Source organism: Streptomyces sp. NPDC008121 (assembly GCF_042957155.1).
Taxonomy (GTDB): Bacteria; Actinomycetota; Actinomycetes; order Streptomycetales; family Streptomycetaceae; genus Streptomyces.
The window spans coordinates 94,440-113,041 of record NZ_JBIBHT010000001.1; the positions used below are offsets into that span (position 1 = coordinate 94,440).

Sequence of the window (18,602 nt, forward strand, 5' to 3'; positions counted from 1 at the left end):
TCACGACCAGGAGGCCGCGACCAGGGACCGTTCGGCCGCCGCGAGGTGGACGGCGGAGGCGAGCCAGGCGCGGGCGTAGCCGTCGGCCGAGGCGTCGGTGAGACGGCCGAAGGCGTCGCGGGGGCGGTGAGCCGCCTCCGCCGTCAGGGCAGCCGCCAGTTCCGCCGCCCCGCCGAGGCCCGCCCTACGCAGCGGCGCGACGAGGGCCGCCGTGTCCGGGCCGCGGCCTGCCTCGGCGACCGCCCGTCGCCCGCCCGCGATGCCCGTCTCCAGCAGCCGCCGCACCCGCCACAGCGGGGCGTCCGCCAGCGGATCCGGCCCCTCCGCCACCGGGGCGCACGCCTCGGGGCCCGGTGTCCCGCGCGGGAAGTGGCTGCCCTGGAGGCGGTCGTATCCCAGGTCGGCGCGGCCCCGCCACTCCTCCGGCAGGCGGAGCGTGTACGACGCTCCCGGGACCGGGCCCACCGCCAGGGGCCGGAGGGTCGCCGCCAGGTCCAGGTCGGGGCGGCCCAGCACCCGCAGTGCGAGTCCCGGGTGCCGGGCGAGCCGGCGCAGGTTGGCGGCGTGCGGCAGCTCCGGATGGGGGTGGGCCGGGTGCAGCCGAAGCAACGGGCCGTCTCCGGCGACCCGGACCACGAGGTACTCCCCCGCCGGGCCGACCACCTCCACGTCGCAGCCGAGCAGCGGCGTCACGGTCTCACCGTTCTCGGTCGGGCCGCCGGCGAGCGCGGCGGCCATCGCCTCGTGCACGGGTCGGGCGAAGAGCGCGGCCGCGGGCTCCTCGGTCCAGTCCACCCCGCGCAGCGGAGTCGCGCTCACGCCCTTGCCCGCCCCGAGCCGCCCGTCCGGGGAGACGGTCGCGCCGACGATCCGCAGGCCCCCGCGCGCCAGCCCGGCGTGATCGAGGACGGCACCGCCGAGCGCCACGGACGCCGACCCCGCCCCCCGGGCGCGGGCCAGTCCCCCGGGGCGTACGTCGGACACCGTGTAGCAGGCGCCCTCGTGGTCCGTGAGGTGGGTGGCCACGCCGCCGTACCCGGTGGCGGAGAGCACCGGTTCCCGGCACAGGCCGTACACCCGGAGGCTGCCGCCCTGTGCGTAGGCGCGGCGTGTCGTGCCGGCCGCGTCGGGGGCGGCGGACCCCGAGGCGAGCAGCGCGGCGCCGGCCAGCAGCTCCCGGAAGGCGGCCGCGAGGTCGCCGAGGCGTTGCCCCTGGCTCCGGTCGCGGGCCGCGCGCAGTCCGCGGACGACGCGCAGCGTGGCGGCCTCGGCGCGGGGCAGCCCGGCGAGCCGAGCGGTGTGGGCGGCGCGGAGCAGCTCGGCCTGGACCACCGCCCCGCCCGCCGAGACACCCGCCGAGAGCGCCTCGGCGGCCGCCTCCCAGAGCGCGGTCGCCGCCCGGACCTGCGCGGCGGTGGCGGTGATGACGGGGGCGGGATCGGCGGAGGGGGCCGGGCCGGCCGCCGAAGCCGGGGCGGGCGCGGCGCGGTGGTCGACGGTGGTCCCGGCGGAGAGCCCGGGTTCGGTCGTACTGGGCGGGACCTCCGAGGTGGATCCGGCCGGCTCGTCGGCGGGTCCGGCGGGCGGCTCGGGGGCGAAGGCCGTCTCCTCCGGTGCCTCCGGCCGCGTCGGTGCGTCCGCGAGGGGAGCGGCGCCCAGCGCAGCGGCCCGGTGCAGACAGCGCGGGGCCAGCAGGCAGGTGCAGACCGCCTGTCCGGGATCGGTGACCGCGCCCGACGGGGCCGGGCGCAGGGTGACCACCGCGTCCTCGCCGAAGCGCACCTCGACGGCACCGTCACCCGCCACGGCGGCGTTCGCGGCGCAGCCGGCGATCGCGGCGTCGAGCTTCTTGCGGAGCCGTGCGCTGAGCTGCTCCACGGCTTCGGCGAGGACGTCGGGGGCGACGGGAGGCAGGAGTTCGGTGCTCAACGGGGTTCTCCACGGAGGCGGTCGCCCACCCAGCGGGCGAGGGCGAGCGGGCTGAGGGCGGCCACCGGCATGCCGGCGGCGGCGAGTCGGCGGGTCACCGGCACCGAGTACCGAGGCGTCCCGGAGTCGTCGAGCGCCGCGCAGCCCAGCAGGTGCGCGCCGGACGCGGCCAGCGCGCGCACCTCCCCCAGCAGCCCGGCGAGCGGTGCGCCTTCCTCGAAGTCGCTGACCACGACGACGAGGGTGCGGCTCGGCACGGTGATCAGCGAACGGGCGTGTGCGAGTCCGGCCGCGATGTGCGTACCGCCGCCGACCCGGACCTCCAGCAGCAGCGACAGGGGGTCCTCGACCCGGTCGGACAGGTCCACCACCTGGGTGGAGAAGGCGAGGAAGTGCGTGGACAGGGTCGGAACGCCGCCCAGCACCGCGGCGGTCAGGGCCGACCAGATCACCGAGGCCTCCATCGAGCCGGAGACGTCGACGACCAGGACGAGGCGCCAGTCCGACTCCTTGCCCGCGCGCGTGCTGAACACCGGCCGTTCCGGTACGACGACGACACGGCCGTCGTCGGTGCGCCGGGTGTGGGCGAGGTTGGCGCGGAGGGTGCGGGCGAGGTCGAGCCGGCCACCGGGCCGACGGGTGGGGCGCGGGGTGGACAGGCCGGCCAGCGTCGGACGCAGCCGGGTGGCCAGTTCCCTCGCCAGCTCGTCGACGAGCCGCTTGACCAGCGGCCGCAGCCGGGCGAGCCGGGACTCGGGCATGCCGCCGGCCAGGGACAGGACCGAACTCAGCAGCTCCACCGAGGGGCGTACCGCCGCAGGGTCGAGCTGGGTGAGGACGTCGGAGCGGCCCGCGTCCGCGGCGTCGGCGAGGACCTCTTCGCGTACGTCGGCCCCGAAGAGAGCCTCCAACTCCTGCGCCCACTCGCGGGCGGTCGGGAAGGAGGCCTCCTGGCCGCCGCCCTGACCGGATGCGCCGCCCACGTCGTCGGCGCCCTCTCCGCGTCCGCCGCCGTACAACTCGTCCAGGGCCCGGGCGTAGCGGCGGGCGTCGGCGCTGAGCCGGTCCGCGTGGCGGCCGAGGAGGAGCCGCCACCGGTCGGCGGGACCGAGTCTCCGGTCGGACGTCCCTGCCGCGCCCGTCGGGTGGCCGGCCGGTACGGCGTCGTCCGCACCTTCGGGGGCGGGGCAGGGCGGGGTGTCGGCGGCGGCCGGGGGCCCGCCGTGCGCCTGGGGGGCAGGGAGGGGCAGGGCCTTGAGCGCGGCCAGTCCTGCGGCGTCGGCCGCCGCCCAGAGGGCGAGCAGGCCGGGCGGGGCGTCGAGGGAAAGGTCGAGCCGGTCGCCGAGGCGCTCGGTCACCGTGGCCAGCATCCGGTCGCGGGCGGCCGGCGACAGGGCGTCGAAGCCGCCCCGCAGGGCCGGCAACCGGTCGAGGAAGTCCTGGTCGGCCAGGGAGTCGACCCGGTCGAGCAGCGGGGTGAGCGCCTCCGGGGACGCCTGGAGCAGCGGTCCGGCGGCCGTGAGGAGACCCGCGAGGCGTTTCGTGAGCGCGCGTCGCGTGTCGGGGGCGGTCGCCCCGTCGATCCAGCCGGCCACCCGCTCGCCCAGGCCCGCGGCGGGGTCCAGGTCGAGCATCACGCGTACGGCCCGGGCGGCGCCCTGCATCAAGGGCGCGGCCGTGCCGGCGAGTTCGGCCAGGGCCTGGTCCATCCGGATGCCGAGGTGCCGGGTGGCCGTCCGGTCCGCCAGCGCCACCAGCGCCCCGGCGTCGGCGGCGGAGTCGCTTCCCGCCAGCCCGGGCAGCGACCGTACGGCGGCCTCCAGCAGCTCACCGGAGAGCGCTCCGGCGAGGGTGCGCGTCTCGGCCGTGGTGCCGGGGTAGTGGCCGCGGCGCAGGCCCTCCAAGAGGTCCAGCGCGGCGAGGAGTTCGGGGAGGCCGGCGGTGTCGGGGAGGACGGCGGAGGCCTCGCGCAGCCGTGCTTCGACCAGGTCGGGCAGGTCGCAGCGTGCGGCGGCGGTCAGGCCGGCGAGGATCTGGTCCGGGGTGGGGCCGCCCTCGGCGACCTCGCGGCGCGCCGTCTCGCTCAGGGTGCCGGCGGCGGCCTGGGCCGCGGTGACTCCGCGGACTCCGGCGAGGTCGAGTCGCGCGGGGACGGACGGCGTCCAGTTCAGCCGCCACTTGGTGCCGAGCGCGGTGCCGTCCCCGGTGGCCGCGACGGCGAGGGGTTCGCCGTAGGAGGCGCCGATGACCAGCAGGCGCTGGAGCAGCACCTCGCGGCGGCCGTCGAGGGGAAAACGGAGCGGGTCGAGGCGGACCTCGCGGGGCTCGGGTTCGTCCGGGCGGGGCAGCCGCAGTCGGGTGAGCTCGTCCTCGACCGAGGGGCCGAGGCCGGAGCGGGGTGCGTGCGGGCTGGTCCGGCCTCGGGCGGTGCCGATGAGCACGGCCTCCAGCGCGCGGGCGAGCGCCCGGCCCCGGCCGAGGGGTTCGCCCTGTCCGAGGACGGTGGTGACGGCCTCCAGGAGTTCCCCGCGCCCGGGCGCGGGCAGTCCGCGGAGCGCGGCCAGGTCGCAGGCGAGACGCAGCGTCTCAGCGGCTTCGCCGGTGCCCGCGGTGTGGCCCGCGCGGCGCATTTCCCGGCAGAGACCGACGATCGCGGTGCCGGCCGCCTCGCGGACGCGGTCCGGGTCGCCGGCGGCGGTGAGGACGGCCTGCTGCCACAGCGGGTCGCGGATTCCGGCGGGGTAGCCGGACCGGGAGTCGAGCAGGTCGAAGGAGTACGGCACGAAGGAGGTCACCGCACCGGCCACGGCGGAGCTTGCCGTGGGCGCGGTGCTCTTCGCCTTGGCGGAGCTTTCCGTGGGCGCGGTGCTCTTCGCTGTGGCGCTTTCCGTGGACGCGCCGCTCATCGCTGTGGCAGAGCTTCCCGTGGGCGCGCCGCTCTCCGCTGTGGCGGAGCCATGCGTGGCTGCGGTGCTCTTCGCTGTGACGGAGCCCTTCGAGGCCGCGCCGCTCTTCGACGCGGTGGGCGCGGTCCGTGGCCGGGTCTCGGTGGGATTGTCGGCCGATACGGCCGGGTGGACGGCCTCCTGCGCGGTCATAGCCGCCGAGCCGCTCCGGCCGGTCTGCGGAGCCTCGCCCCCGGGGCGCGCGTCGGCCGAGGCGCGTGGTGCGGCGAGCAGGGCGGGGGCGTGGAACGCGCCGATCACGGCGGCGACCCGACGGCCGCCCGCCGATGCCTCGGTGACGACCTGTCGCATCCGGGCCTCGCGGGCGAGGTCGGTGGCGGGCACGGGCGCGTCGGAACGCAGGGCCCAGCCGACACCCAGGGCCGCGCGGCGTACCGCTTCCGGGGTGCAGCCGGGAGCCAGGACCTCCACGGCCCGGTCCCACAGGTCCTCGCCGTCCCGCCCGGTGCCGGCGGCGGCGAGCGCCCCGGCGAAGGAAGGGCGCCCCTCCCGCGTCTCACCCCTCCCCGCGGGTCCCGCGTCCGTACCCGTAGCCGCGCCCGTCTCCGTATCCGCAGGGGCGTCGGCGACCCAGCCAGGGTCGGACAGTGGCAGGTCGCAGCAGACGACCTCCACCCCGCGGGCCCGGGCCCAACGCACCGCGGCCAGTTCCGGGGAGAAGTCCGCGAAGGGGTAGAACGACAGCCGTCCGCCCGCGCCGGTCCCGGCGAGGGCGACCGGGGCGACGGTCTCCGGGTCGGCCAGATGCTCCAGCCAGGGCTGGAAGTCGGCCGGGAGCTCCACGCAGACCACCTCGGCGTCCGCCTCCTCCAGGAGCGCGGGCACCATGGCGGCGAGGGCCGGGCTGTGGTGGCGCACCCCGAGGAGATACGGCTCGCGCGAGGCGGCCAGCGCGTCCACGGCCGTGCGCGGATCGACGGTCGTCAACGCAGGCTCCCGCGCAGGTCCCAGAGGCGGCGCCACATCGCCGAGCCGCTCTCGGCGCGGCGGCGGACGGGCCCGTCCCAGTAGCCGAGCAGACGCGCGTGGTCGGCCGGGTCGTCCTTGCGGACGACGCCCAGGAGATGTCCCGGCAGCAGGTCCAGGACGTCCCCGCCCGGGAGGTAGGCGGCCGCGACGCCGAGGGAGGCCGCCACCTGGACCGCCTCGGCGGTGGACATGACCGTGCCGGGCCGCTCCACGTCCCAGCCCTCGGTGGAGCGCCCGGAGCGCAGATCCCGGAAGACGGTGACCAGGGCGTCCAGGACGGCGTCGTCGACCCCGAAGGCCGCGCCCGCGCGCTGCACCGCCGCGACGGCCTGGCGGCGGACGAGGACGGCCTCGGCGTCCGCGTCGGCGATCGGGTCAACCGTCTCGAAGTTGAACCGTCGCTTCAGCGCCGCGGACATCTCGGAGACGCCCCGGTCGCGCAGGTTGGCGGTGGCGATGACGGTGAAGCCGGGGACCGCGGCGACCACCGCGTCCTCGGTGGCGGTCAGTTCGGGCACGGTGATGCGGCGGTCGGACAGGATCGAGACCAGGGCGTCCTGCACCTCGGGCAGGCAGCGGGTGATCTCCTCGACCCGCACCACCCGTCCGGTGCGCATGGCGGCGAGCACGGGAGAGTCGACGAGGGCCTGGGGGGTGGGGCCCTGGGCGAGCAGCAGGGCGTAGTTCCAGCCGTAGCGGAAGGCGTCCTCGGTGGTGCCCGCGGTGCCCTGCACGGTCAGGGCGCTGGTGCCGCTGACGGCGGCCGCGAGCAGCTCGGACAGCATGGACTTGGCGGTGCCGGGCTCGCCGGTGAGCAGCAGTCCGCGCTCGCCGGCCAGGGTGACCACGCAGCGTTCCACGAGGGCGCGTTCGCCGACGAACTTCGGCGCGATCGCCTGCTTCGACGGCAGCCCGGCGCGGCGTCCGGGAAGGGCGAGTTCCTTGCCGTCGCTGCCGCAGACGAAGGTGACGGCCGCGCGCGGGGTGAGGGCCCAGCCGGGCGGGCGCGGGCCGGGGTCCTGGGCGGCGAGGAAGGCGAGTTCCGCCGCGTACCGCTCCTCGGCCGGCTGGATCTGCCGGGCGGCGGGGGCGGGCTGGTCGGTGAGGGTCATGCGGGTGTTCCTCCGAATGGTTCGGGTACGGGTGGCCGGCGCGGCGCACCCGGGCGGGGTGCGCCGCGCCTGAGGGCGGACGGCGCGGCCCGGGCCGCGCCGTCCGGACCAGGGCGGTGGGCCATCGCGCCGCTCTGGACGGCGGTGGGCGGTCGTGCCGCGCCGCTCTGGACGGCGGCGGGGGTCAGCGGCGGCGCCTGGTGCGGCGGACCTTCAGCTCCTCGAAGCGCGGGACGTCGCCGTCGAGGATCCGCTGCCACGCTCGGGCGTACAGCTCGGTGGCCGGTTCGGTCGGCACCAGGGCCCCCAGGACCGGCCTGCCGCCCGCCACGGGCCCGTACATCGGCAGCTTCCACTGCTCGACGGGGAGCCCGGGTGACGTCTGCTCGGCCCAGCCGCCGGGCAGGAACAGGGAGCGTCCCGCGCGGGCCCGTACCGCCGACACCACCAGGTCCGTGGCGGCCAGTTCGGCTCGGGCCGCCTTGAGGCGGGCCGGCTTCCATCCGGTCCACCGCGCGGTGTTGCGGTCGGTGGGGTCGGGCATGGCCAGCAGCGTCAGGTACAGCGTCGCCGCGTCGTCCCCCAGAGCGTGGGCCCGGGCGACCTCCGCCACCAGCGCGGGCACCGACCGCGACGGGTCCTGCGGCCACCACGTGCCCTCCGCGTCCCGCTCTCCGGACGCGGGGGCGCCGGGGTCGGCGAGGAGCCGGGCGAACGCCGGGTCGTGTGCGCGCCGCAGCGCCGCTTCCAGCGCGGTCGGCTGCTGGTCCTGGCCGCGCAGGGCGGGCAGGTACGGGTCGGATCCGGTGGAGTCCAGCAGCACGGGGCGCACGGCCGGCTGCGGCTGGCCGTCGTACGTGGCCATGAGCACCGCGCCGTACCGCTCGTGGTCGGGTGCCGTCTCGGTCGGGGTTCCGGCGACCTTCCGGAAGTCCGCGAGGCTGGTGTAGTGCCCGGCCGCGAGCAGCAGTTCGGGTGCGGCCAGGCGCTGCCGTACGGCGCTGAGCGCGCTGGGCAGCGTCGCCCGTACGGGATCGCCGGCGGGCAGCCGGTGGGCCAGCCAGGCCGTCAGGCCCATCGCGCCCGTCAACACGGTCGAGGTGAACGGAGCCTCGGCCGGGGCGACGGTCGCCGCCTTGTCGCCCTCGATGTGCCAGGGGACGTCGGCGCCGAGCTCCGTGGACGACGCCGGGTCGAGCAGGGCCGAGAGCGCCTGGTGGGCGGGCCAGCCCCCGCGGGCGGCCCGCGCCGCCTCCGCGGCCAGCCAGTCGGGCACCGGCGTCCGCCGTCCCACGCGGGCGTTCCACACGGCCGCCGCCGCTGCCGCGTCGGGCCCGTCGCTCCACAGCCGCGCCGGGTCCTCGGGGACGAGCGCCGCCACCACGGCCCGCCGCACCTCGACGGTGAGCGTGCGGAGCTGGTCGCGGGCCTCCCGCGCCTCGGCCACCTTCAGGCCGAGGGTCTTGCGGAGCTCCGCCGGCAGGAAGTTGTTCTCCCAGCTGTCCACGCCCGGCATGCCCGCGAGGACGAGCCGGGCCAGCGCCTTCGACGTGCCGGTGAGACGGCCGAACTCCTCGGCCGCCTCCGGGAGGAAGGGGGCTTCGGCGTGGGCCTTGGCCTCCCGGAGGAAGGCGGTCAGCCAGCCGGGGCCGCGGGTGCGGTCCCCCACGGCCGTGACGTCGCGCACGGTGTAGGGGGCGGGGACCTCGAAACGGCCGGTCGGGTCGTACAGCAGCGCCCCGAACTCCCGCCCGTCGTCGACGCCGGCGTGGTGCTCGGTGATGCCGAGGGCCGCTCCGCCGCCGAGCGGGAGCACGCTGCGGTGGGCGTGGCCGCGCTCCAGGCCGTCGGGGGTGTGCAGATACGGCGTGCCGAGGTGGACCAGGACGCGGCGCCAGTGGCCGGCCGAGCCCGCCGCCGAGGCCAGTCCGAGGGTGTCGACCAGGCCGAGCACGTCGAGCAGCGCGGCCCGGTGCTCCGCATCGCTTCCGGGTGCGACGGCGCGGTAGGCGAGGGCGGCCGGGTCGTCCAGGAGGGGGGTGAAGGGCAGGCCGGAGTACGGCAGCGTCGGCAGGTCGAAGTGGACCCGTCCGGGCGGTGGCGTGGCGGAGGTGTCGGCCCGGGCGGCCGCCAGCCCGTTCAGGAAGCGGTGGGTCACGTCGGAGTCGGCGCCCCACCGGGAGTACCCGGAGGCCATGACTCCGTTCAACGCCTGGGCGATCAGGGAGTCCGCAGGGCCTTCGACGCGGGGCGCCGTGGGTCCGGCCGCCGGGTCGAGCCGGGCGGCCACGGCGTCCAGGGCCTTGCGCTGCCGGACGGCGAAGGCCAGCGCCTTGGCCACGCCGGCGATCAGCTCGGGGGCGGTGAGGGCGGGCAGCGCGGTGCTCACCAGCGCCGGAAGGTCCGCCGCGCGGTCGGCCACGGCGGCCGCCTTCAGAAGGGTGCCGGCGCTCTCCGCGTCGGCGGCGCGCAGGGCGGCCGACCCGCGCGGGTCACGGGGCCTCAGCATGTGCAGGAAGGCGAGCGGCGGGAGGGCCGCGGCGGCTGTGCCGTACAGCTCGCTCCGGTCGCCGGCGCTCGTCGTCGTGACCACGCCGTCCGGGTCGTGGAGGGACAGGGCGCGCCACTGGTGGGTCAACGCGCGGGGCCGGTCGTCACCGGGGAAGGTGAGGGCCGCGATCGGCAGGACGGAGCCCCGGGGCACGGTGACGGCACGCCCGGCGGTGTCCTCGGCGTACCAGCCGCCGCCAGGCAGCCGGACGACCCGCCAGCCCAGCAGGCCGTCCGCGGACGTGCCCGGCACGGGGCCGTTCGCCGTCACCGCGGGCCGTACCCACGAGGAGTACGCGGCGAGCTCGGCTCCGGCGGGGTGGGGGCGCAGCGCGTCGGCGAGGAAGCCGGGCTGCGAGCGCCGGCCTTGGACGCCCTGGGCGGGGTCGTACTCGGCCCAGCCGCCGTCGCCGTGCCGCTCGCCCTGCTCCCACACCCAGAACGAGGTGCCGTCGGACAGCACCGGGCGTTCGGCCGGGAGTTTCGTGTCCCCGCGGTGCAGGACACCGCCGCCGGTGGTGCGGCCGCCGCCGGGCAGCGGAAGGCTGAGGTGCTCCGAGCGCAAGGACCAATAGCCGGGCCCGTCCAGGGTGAACACGTGGTCGGGCGCGGTGTGCCAGTAGGCCTGGGTGCCGGCGCTGTGGCCGTAGCCGCTCCAGAACACCAGCAGTGCGCCGTCCACGTAGTGGAAGCCGTACCGGCGGTGGGAGCCTTGGGGCACGCGCAGGTCGTGCGTGAGCACGGTGGAGTCGGCGTCGATGACGCGGACCTGGCTGGTGCCGGCCACGATCAGGTACGGCCAGGCCTCGACGACGGTCAGGTCGTCGACGTGGTGGCGCCCCGGGGCCAGCTCCGCCAGGGCCTCTTCCCACGCAGGCCAGGTCAGTTCCTCGAAGAGGCCGCCGCGCAGGGTGCGTGCCAGGGTGGCTCCGAGGTCGGCGCCGACCGCCGCCGCGACCTCCCGCGGCGCAAGCGCCAAGGCTTCTGCGGGCAGCCACGACAGCCGGGCGATCGCCTTCGGCAGACCGGGCAGCCCGGCCGCGACCGAGGCGCCGGCCACGTCGCGCATCCACTCGGTGAGCATCGGCCGGCCGCCGGCGGATTCGGCGAGGCGGCGCATCACGGTCACCCCGGTGGAGCCTTCGGTGCAGTTGTCCGCGCTGCGCCGGAAGGCGGGGCGGAAGCGGGGGTCGGCTTCGAGCGCGACGAGGTCCCGGCGGCTCTCTCCGGCGGCCCAGTCCGTGAGGTTGAGGACATCGCGGTGGCCGTTGCGGGCGTCGGCCGTCGGGGCGGCGACCGGGATGCCCAGCGAGAGCAGCAGGTCGAGGAGGTCGACGTCCTCGACGCCGATCCGCAGGACCTCCTCACCGGCGGGGCGTGCCGCCAGGTCGGCGCGCAGCCGCCCGGCAGCGCGTCGCACGAGGTCCAGCAGGGCGGGCGGCGTGGGGCGCGGGCCCCAACCCCGGTGCCTGGCCGCGTGGTAGCGCTCCAGCCAGCCCGCTGCGCCGTCGGCGCAGCGCTCCTCCGGGGGTACGTCCGCGGTCAGGCCGGCTTCGGCGCCCGATTCGGAGAGGATCCCCAGCCAGCGGTCGCTCAGGTCGCCGTCGTCCCCGGGCGGGGTCATCGACAGCAGCGTGCCGCGTACGGCCGGCGTACGGCAGGCCAGGGCGACGAGCGCCGCGCGGTGCGACTTCCACCAGCCGGAGGCGGCCCGCAGCGTGGCCGGCAGCGGCAGGAGCTCGGCGAGGTACTCCTGTTCCGCCTCGTCGCCGGACAGGCCGGCGGCACGGGCCAAGCGCCGCAGCTCCACGGCGGCCTGGGCGGAAGGGGCGAGTCCGCCCGCGGTGCGGCGCACGCAGAGCCGGCGGTAGCGGGCGTATGCCTCGGCGGGGTCGAGCCGGGCCGCGAGCTCCTTGCCGTAGCCGCTCAGCACCTTCACCGGCAGCGCCCCGGCGAGGGCGAACTCGAGGAAGACGGCGTCGAGTCGGTCCTCGTCGACGGCCAGCCCGTGCTGGGCCTCGCTGGTGCGGGCGCGGCCGAACAGCTGGCCGGCGTAGGTGGTGTTCTCGACGGCGAGGAAGATCCGCGCGGTCTGTTCGTAGAAGACGGGCAGGAAGTGCGGGACGGCGGAGGCGAGCCGCCCGGCCAGTTCCTGGCAGGCGTCCAGGGCGGCCTTGGGCTTGGTCTTCGCCTGCCGGGCCAGTCGGTCCAGCTCGGGCACGACCGCCAGGGCGTGGTGCCCGTCCTCCGGGTGGTGCACCAGCACCCATTCCGGGAAGCCCAGCTCCCGGCGCCGGCCGAGGCCCACCACGACCGGCTCTCCCTGTGGCTCGAGGCCGAGGAAGCCGGCGGCGAGGTCCTCGGCGGGGCCGAGTTCGGCGGCGGCGAGGCGGATGACGACCCGGTCCTCGCCGAGCACGGGATGGCCGTAGCTCCGCGCGGTCAGCGCGACCGCCGAGGCGCCCGCGTCCTCGGTGCCGACCGGGAGCACGGCCCCGGCCTTGAGCAGCTCCGCGTGGGCGGAGGCGGTCCCGGTCGTCGCGGTGTCGTCGCCGGAAGCCGGCGTGCCGGCCGCCGTCGTCGTGCCGCCGGAAGCGGTCGTGCTGGTCACGCGTCCCCACCCTCTTCGATCGTGCGGCCGGCGTAGAGCGCCGCGGCCATGCGCATCCCCTCGGACCAGGCGACGGGCCCGACGTCGTTCAGCCGTATCGCGCGGCCGTCCTCGTCGTGCCAGCTGAGCGCGCCGGTCTCCGACTCCCCGTCCCAGTACGGCTCGCCGATCCAGACGGACGCCTCCGTGCCGCGTCCGCCGTCACGGACCTTGGCCGTGGCGTAGCCGCCGGAGACGCGGTAGCCGAGGCTCGTGGCGCGTGCCGCGAGGCCGAAGCGGGAGGCGTACTTCCCGCCCGCGTACTCCCGTGACTCCGTCGCCGTCGCGGGGTGCGCGGCGTCCGGCTTGGCCCATGTGGCGCGGTGTATCTGCTCCACCCGCTGGGTGATGCCCAGTTCGGCGGCGAAGTCCCGCACGTCGTCGAGGTCCGGCAGGAGGACGGGGTGCGGGAAGGTCACGGTGCGCGGGGAGAGCCGTACCGTCTCGCCGTCGAGGTCGACGACCTTCAGCTCGCCGTCCGCGGTGGCGTCGCGCAGGAAGCCGACCTCGTCCGGGTCGTCGCCCACCACGGCCATGTCGCGCAGGGCGGACTGCCACGCCTCGTCGGGCCACACGCGGGCGATCAGCTCGGTGGGCACGGGGAGCGAGGACACCATCCAGGTATCGACCTGGGCGACGCAGGAAGCGACGTGCCGGTCCAGCCATTCGGCGAGGCGCCGGAGCCGATCGACGTCCGGATGGTCCCGCAATGCCTTCGGCAGGCTCTTCAACTGCCGTCCCCCGGCGCGTCGTGCGACCACACGCCCGTCATCGAGGGTGATCTCGTACGCCTCACCCGCTGCCAGCCACGCCATCAGCCGTGCCCCTCCGCCTGTTCCGTCAGAATCCGCGCAGCTCGAACGACGGGGTCGAAGCCCCTGAACCGCGGTATGAGAGGACAGTAACGAGGGCCACTGACAACGCACGCTCGGGTGGGGAAAGGCGGCGCGGGGACGGCGGACGGAACGTCACACCGCTGCGCGGGTGCGCGCCTTGCGGACGAGGGCGAGCGCGGCCGGGAGGGCGACGGGGGCGAGCCCAGGGGCGGCAAGGGGCGGGCGGTCGGTCACGCCCCACCGGGAACCCGGCCTCGACGCGGACGCACCGGCCGTGCCGGCCCGTGGAAGGGGCCGGCACGGCCGGTGCGGGGGGGGAGAGAGGGGTCAGGCGGTGTGCAGGGTCAGTCCGTAGCGCCCGAGGATCTCGTTGACGGGCTGGTACCAGGTCTCGCCGCCGGAGGAGCAGTTGCCCCAGCCTCCGGAGGTGACTCCCTGGGCCTGGTCGCCGCTGATGAAGGCGCCGCCCGAGTCGCCGCCCTCCGCGCACACGCTGGTCTTCGTCATCTGGTGCACGGCGCCCTGGCTGTAGTTGACGGTCTGGTTCTTGCCGAGGACCGTGCCGCAGTGCCAGCGCGTGGTGGAGCCGGAGCGGCAGATCGACGCGCCCACGGGGGCTTCCGCCGATCCTCGGACGAGGCGGTCCGGGACGGTCCCCCAGCCGAGGACGACGGGCACGGTCCACCAGCCGCTGTGGATGCTCACGTACGCGTAGTCGTCGCCGGGGAACGAGGAGCCCTGGAACGTCCCCATCGCGGAGCCGTCCCAGCCGCGCACGGCGGCCCCGGCCCGTCCGCAGTGTCCGGCGGTGACGAAGCCGCCGTGGACGGAGAAGCCGATGGAACAGCGGACGTTGCCGGTGTAGTAGGGGTCGCCGCCGACGGTTCCGGCGGCGTACGTACGGGGCGCGGCCGCGGTCTCCTCGACGGTGACGGGGCCGGTGGCACGGGCCTGGTCGACGAAGGCGCGCACGGCGGCTCGGGACCGGTCGGCGCGGACGACGGTGACGACGACGCTGTTGGAGCGGGGGTCGACGTGCCAGCCGGCCACGCCGTCGGGGGCGGAGAGCGCGTCGAGGCGGGTCTTCGTGCGGTCGAGCGCGGCGGCGCTGTGCCGGACGAGCCGGGTGTCGGCGCCCAGAGCGCGGACGTCGGCTTCCTCTCCGCGGTCGGTGAGGGCGACGACGAGCCGTCCCGCTGTCGGGTCGAACCACGCGCCGCCGTAGGAGGGACCGGCGGTCCGCTGGGCGTCGCGCTCCACGCGCGCCGCCGTCCGTTCGGCCTCCAGGCGGTCCCGGGCCTGGCTCTTCGTCAGGCCGAGGTCCTGGCTCATGGCGTCGAGGAGGCCGTCGGACACGGTGGTCTCGCCGACGGGGGCGGCGCTGGCCGGGCCGGTGTAGGCGGCGCCGAGGCCGAGGCTGAGCATGAAGGCCGCGGCGGCGCACAGGGCGGATGTACGTCTCACAAGTACCTCCGGGCGTGGAAAAGGGTTCCTGAGAGCGCTCTCAGGAAGGATGGCGGCCACGCTAGCCCGTCGCACTTGTCAGGTCCATACCATGCACCTCGGCCATGGCCGGATCGCACGGCCACCCACCTCCGCGGGCTCCGTACGCGAACCGGCCGCTGCTAACGTACGTACCGAACGCTTGTTACGTACCCAGGAGAGCGAGGCGCCCATGTTCACCCTGCCGCTCGGCGACGATGCCCGGCTCGGCCCGCTGGAGCCCTGGCAGGCGCCGGAGTTCCTCGCGCACATCGACCGTGCGCGCGCCTCCGTGGACCCGTGGATCCCGTGGGCCTCCCTCAGCACCGACCTGGAGTCGGCCACCGCCACCCTCCGCCGCTACGCCGACCGCCAGGCGCAGGACGGCGGACGGATCTACGGAATCTGGCGGGAAGGGACGCTGGTCGGCGGCGTCATGTTCACCCGCTTCGACAGCCCCGCCGGGGTGAGCGAGATCGGCTGCTGGACGGAGCGGGCCGGGGAGGGACGGGGCCTGGTGACCCGGGCCTGCCGGGTACTGATCGACTGGGCGTTCCGGGAACGCGGCATGAGCCGGGTCGAATGGTGGGTCGCCGCCGGCAACACGCGCAGCATCGCCGTCGCCCGCCGTCTGGGCATGAGCCGCGACGGCGTGCTGCGACGGAATTTCGCCTACCGGGGCGAGCGGCAGGACAGCGAGGTCTGGTCGATCCTGGCCGACGAGTGGCCCGCCGACGCGGAGGCGGCCGCCAGGTCCGGCGTCGTGGCCGAACTCGACCGGCTGATGGGCACGTTCGTCGGGGCCTTCACCAACACCGGGGGCCACCGGCCGGACCTCGACGTCATCCGCGACCTCTTCATCCCGGAGGGGCGGATCATCGCGAACCTCGGGGGCGACCCCGTCGTCCACGACCTCGACGCGTTCATCGAGCCCCGGCGGAGGATGCTCACCGACGGGACGCTGACGGAGTTCTCGGAGTGGGAGGTCTCCGAGCGGACCGAGGTCTTCGGGTCGATCGCCCACCGGTTCAGCGAGTACCGCAAGTCCGGCTTCCTCCGCGGCGAGTGGTTCGAGGGCTCCGGCCACAAGACCACCCAGTTCCTGCGGACGCCCGCGGGATGGCGGATGGCGTCGCTGGCCTGGGACGACGCGCCCGCCGTTCCCTGACCGCAGCCGCCACCACCGGCCCGGGCCCCGCCCCGCCCCGGCCGAAACCGAGCAGGACGGCGACGGGCGCGGCCGGTGGCCGGGACGGGAGCGCCCCGCGGCGGCGGCGGTCAGCCGCTCAGGCCTCCCGCTCCCGTCTGCTCCAGTCCAGACGCAGGACGGCGAGGTCGTCGGTGTGCCGCCCGGCGTTCAGGGCGCGGGTCTCCTTGATGAGGAGGTCGACGTGTGCGCCGGGGTCCGACGGGGGCAGCTTCTCGATCAGGGCGACCAGCCCCTCGACCCCCAGGCGTTCGTCCGCCGTGCCGTTGTGCCCTTCGGTGAGCCCGTCCGTGTACAGGGTCAGGGCGCCGGTCCTGGGGAGGGGGATGACGGTGGCCGGCCAGCACCGCAGGTGCGGGGCTATGCCCAGGGCGAGACCGTGCGCGGAGGGGGTCTCGCGGGTGCCCTCCGCGGTGGTGAGCAGGGGTGCGTCGTGGCCCGCCAGGTGCAGGGTGGCGGTACCCACCTCCTGGTCGAGGGTGAGCAGGCTGCACGTGGCGAACATGGACTCCTCGCCGCGCTCGGCGATCAGGATGCGTTCGAGCAGGTGGAGCAGGTCGGGGCCGCGGTGGCCGCCGAGGATCAGGGACCGCCAGGCGATGCGGAGGAAGACGCCGAGGGCGGCGGCGTCGGGTCCGTGCCCGCTGACGTCGCCGACCACCGCGTGGAGCTCGCCGTCGTCGCCCTCGACCACGTCGAGGAAGTCGCCGCCGAGCAGGGCCTGCTCCCGGCCGGGGAGATAGCGGGTGGTGACGGTGACGGTGCTGGTGTCGAGGATCGGCTGCGGCAGCAGTCCGCGTTCCAGACGGGCGTTCTCCTCCGCCCGCAGCCGCACGGCCTGCGCCTCGGCGCTCGCGCGTTCGGTCTTGCTGCGGTAGACGGCGTAGCGGACCGTGCGGCGCAGCAGGTCCGCCTCGACCTTGCCCTTGACGAGGTAGTCCTGCGCGCCGGCGGCCATGGCGTCGGCGCCCGCCTGCCGCTCGGAGAGGCCGGTCAGGACCACGACGGCGGTGTGCGGGGCGAGCGTACGGACGGTGGTGACGCCGACGGCGCCCGAGAGGTCCGGCAGGTGCAGATCGAGGAGGATGCAGTCGAACGGGCGGCCGGCGAGCTCGACACGGGCCGCGGCCAGGGTGGCGGCGGTGGTCAGTTCGAAGCGCAGTCCGGTGTCGTGGAGCAACTCCTCGACCAGCAGGGCGTCGGCCTCGTCGTCCTCGACGAGCAGGATGCGGTACGTCGGCTCGGTCGGCTGGGGTGTGGTCTCGGTCATGACACCCGCTCCGCGCGCTCGTGACCGGCTTCCGGCTCGTCCGGCACCTGCTCGGTGTTCTCGCGCGGTGCGGTGGCGAGCGTGAAGGTGATGCGGGTGCCCTCGGTGTAGGCGGGGTCGACGGCGATGGTGCCGCCGTGGAACTCGACGATCTTCTTGCACATGGCCAGGCCGATGCCGCTGCCGCTGTAGACGTCCTTGGTGTGGAGCCGCTGGAAGATCACGAAGACCTTCTCGGCGTACTCGGGGGCGATGCCGATGCCGTTGTCGGTGACGGCGAACCGCCACAGCTCGCCTTCCCGCTCGGCCGACACGTGGATCCGCGGGGCCTCCCCGGGGCGGCGGAACTTCACGGCGTTGCCGACGAGGTTCTGCCAGAGCATCTCCATCTGCGTGGGGTCGGCGAGCAGGCTCGGCAGCGGGTCGTGGGTGATCTCCGCGCCGGTCTCCTCGATGCTGATGCTGAGGGACGACAGGGTCTGCTTCAGCACGGAGTCGAGGTCGATGCTCTGGTGGGTGTGGTGGACCCGGCCGACCCGGGAGAAGTCGAGGAGGTCGCTGATCAGGGTCTGCATGCGGTTCGCGCCGTCGACCGCGTAGGCGATGTACTGGTCCGCCTTGGCGTCGAGCTGTCCGCCGTAACGGCGCTGCAGGAGCTGGGTGAAGCTGGACACCTTCCGCAGCGGCTCCTGGAGGTCGTGGGAGGCGACGTAGGCGAACTGCTCCAGCTCGTCGTTGGACCGCTTGAGATCGGCGGCCTGCGCGTCGAGGCGCTGGCGCGCCTCCTCGGTGAAGGCGAGTTCCCGTACGAGCCGTTGCCGCATGGTGTCGATCTCGGCGCTGAGCCGACGCAGGTCGGCGGGGCCGGTGGGGGTGATGGGGTGGGCGAAGTCACCGGCGGCGACGGCCCGGGCGTCCGCGCCGAGCTTCTCCAGCGGCATGGTGATGCCGCGGCGCAGCCCCTCGAAGACCAGTCCGGCGAGCAGGGCGATCACCACCACGATCGCGCTGAAGACCCAGTTCCGCAGGCGCATGGTGGAGACCAGGTCGTTTCGCGCGCGCGTGGTGTCGGCCTGGAGCTCCCGCTGCTGGTCGGCCATCGCCGTCCGCAGGGCGTCGAAGGCGGCCTTGCCCTCGGCGGCGCGCACGGTGCCCGCGGGGGCGGGCGTGCCGGGTGGGGAGGCGGCGATGGGCCGGGCGATCCGCTGCCACCTCTCGACCGCCCGGTCGACGGTGCCGAGGCGGGCCACCGCGGAGGCGTCGTCCCCGACCAGTGCGGAGAGCCGGGCGGAGGACTCCCGCTGGTCCTTCAGCCCACGGTCGTACGGGACGAGGAAGTCCGCGTTGCCGGTGAGGCCGTAACCGCGGATTCCGGTCTCCTGGTTGAGCATGGCCGATTCGAGACGGATCGCGGAGGTCAGCGCCGTGGACTTCACGTCGACCAGCTCCTGGCTGATCGAGGCCGTCCGGCTCAGGACCCAGGCGCCCACCAGACCGAGCAGGGTCAGGACCACCAGTGACGAGGCCACGCCCACACGAAGCCACCGCCGGGTCGTCCATGTGGACAGACCCCGCGGGCGCGGCAGCCCCTTTTCGCCGGTCATCGCCTTACCCTCCGCCGTCGTCTCGAC

General features: G+C 75.7%; 9 protein-coding genes. 1 reads left to right on the plus strand and 8 read right to left on the minus strand.

Annotated features, from left to right (window positions below; genetic code table 11):
- From ACFZBD_RS00430 to ACFZBD_RS00455, 6 genes are all read right to left on the minus strand, one after another.
- Window positions 1–1,929: a hypothetical protein gene (locus ACFZBD_RS00430; RefSeq protein WP_391132917.1), complete on the minus strand. Its 1,929-nt coding sequence runs from the start codon at window positions 1,927–1,929 to the stop codon at window positions 1–3.
- Window positions 1,926–5,822, minus strand: a complete 3,897-nt coding sequence (locus tag ACFZBD_RS00435) for a DUF5682 family protein (RefSeq protein WP_391132920.1) — start codon at window positions 5,820–5,822, stop codon at window positions 1,926–1,928. The genes ACFZBD_RS00430 and ACFZBD_RS00435 overlap by 4 nt, the downstream gene beginning before the upstream one ends.
- The gene (locus ACFZBD_RS00440) at window positions 5,819–6,976 is read right to left on the minus strand and encodes an AAA family ATPase (RefSeq protein WP_391132923.1); all 1,158 of its coding nucleotides are present in this window, start codon (window positions 6,974–6,976) and stop codon (window positions 5,819–5,821) included. The genes ACFZBD_RS00435 and ACFZBD_RS00440 overlap by 4 nt, the downstream gene beginning before the upstream one ends.
- A 184-nt stretch (window positions 6,977–7,160) precedes the next feature.
- Window positions 7,161–12,017, minus strand: coding sequence for a DNA-binding protein (locus ACFZBD_RS00445; protein WP_391135817.1), 4,857 nt, complete (start codon window positions 12,015–12,017; stop codon window positions 7,161–7,163).
- A 116-nt stretch (window positions 12,018–12,133) separates the two neighbouring features.
- Complete coding sequence (locus tag ACFZBD_RS00450) at window positions 12,134–12,991, minus strand: DUF4132 domain-containing protein (protein WP_391132926.1); 858 nt, start codon at window positions 12,989–12,991, stop codon at window positions 12,134–12,136.
- A 348-nt stretch (window positions 12,992–13,339) separates the two neighbouring features.
- A complete protein-coding gene (locus tag ACFZBD_RS00455) occupies window positions 13,340–14,476 on the minus strand; it encodes a trypsin-like serine protease (RefSeq protein WP_391132929.1) in 1,137 nt (378 codons plus the stop codon).
- Between the two features lie 181 nt (window positions 14,477–14,657).
- Here ACFZBD_RS00455 and ACFZBD_RS00460 point away from each other — a divergent pair, with 181 nt between their 5' ends.
- Window positions 14,658–15,662 carry a GNAT family N-acetyltransferase gene (locus tag ACFZBD_RS00460; protein WP_391132932.1) on the plus strand — a complete coding sequence of 335 codons (1,005 nt, stop codon included), beginning with the start codon at window positions 14,658–14,660 and terminating at the stop codon, window positions 15,660–15,662.
- A 118-nt stretch (window positions 15,663–15,780) separates the two neighbouring features.
- Here the strand turns inward: ACFZBD_RS00460 and ACFZBD_RS00465 are convergent, their stop codons facing one another.
- Window positions 15,781–16,971, minus strand: a complete 1,191-nt coding sequence (locus ACFZBD_RS00465) for a SpoIIE family protein phosphatase (RefSeq protein WP_391132936.1) — start codon at window positions 16,969–16,971, stop codon at window positions 15,781–15,783.
- A complete protein-coding gene (locus ACFZBD_RS00470) occupies window positions 16,968–18,575 on the minus strand; it encodes an ATP-binding protein (protein ID WP_391132939.1) in 1,608 nt (535 codons plus the stop codon). The genes ACFZBD_RS00465 and ACFZBD_RS00470 overlap by 4 nt, the downstream gene beginning before the upstream one ends.
- Window positions 18,576–18,602: the final 27 nt, after the last annotated feature.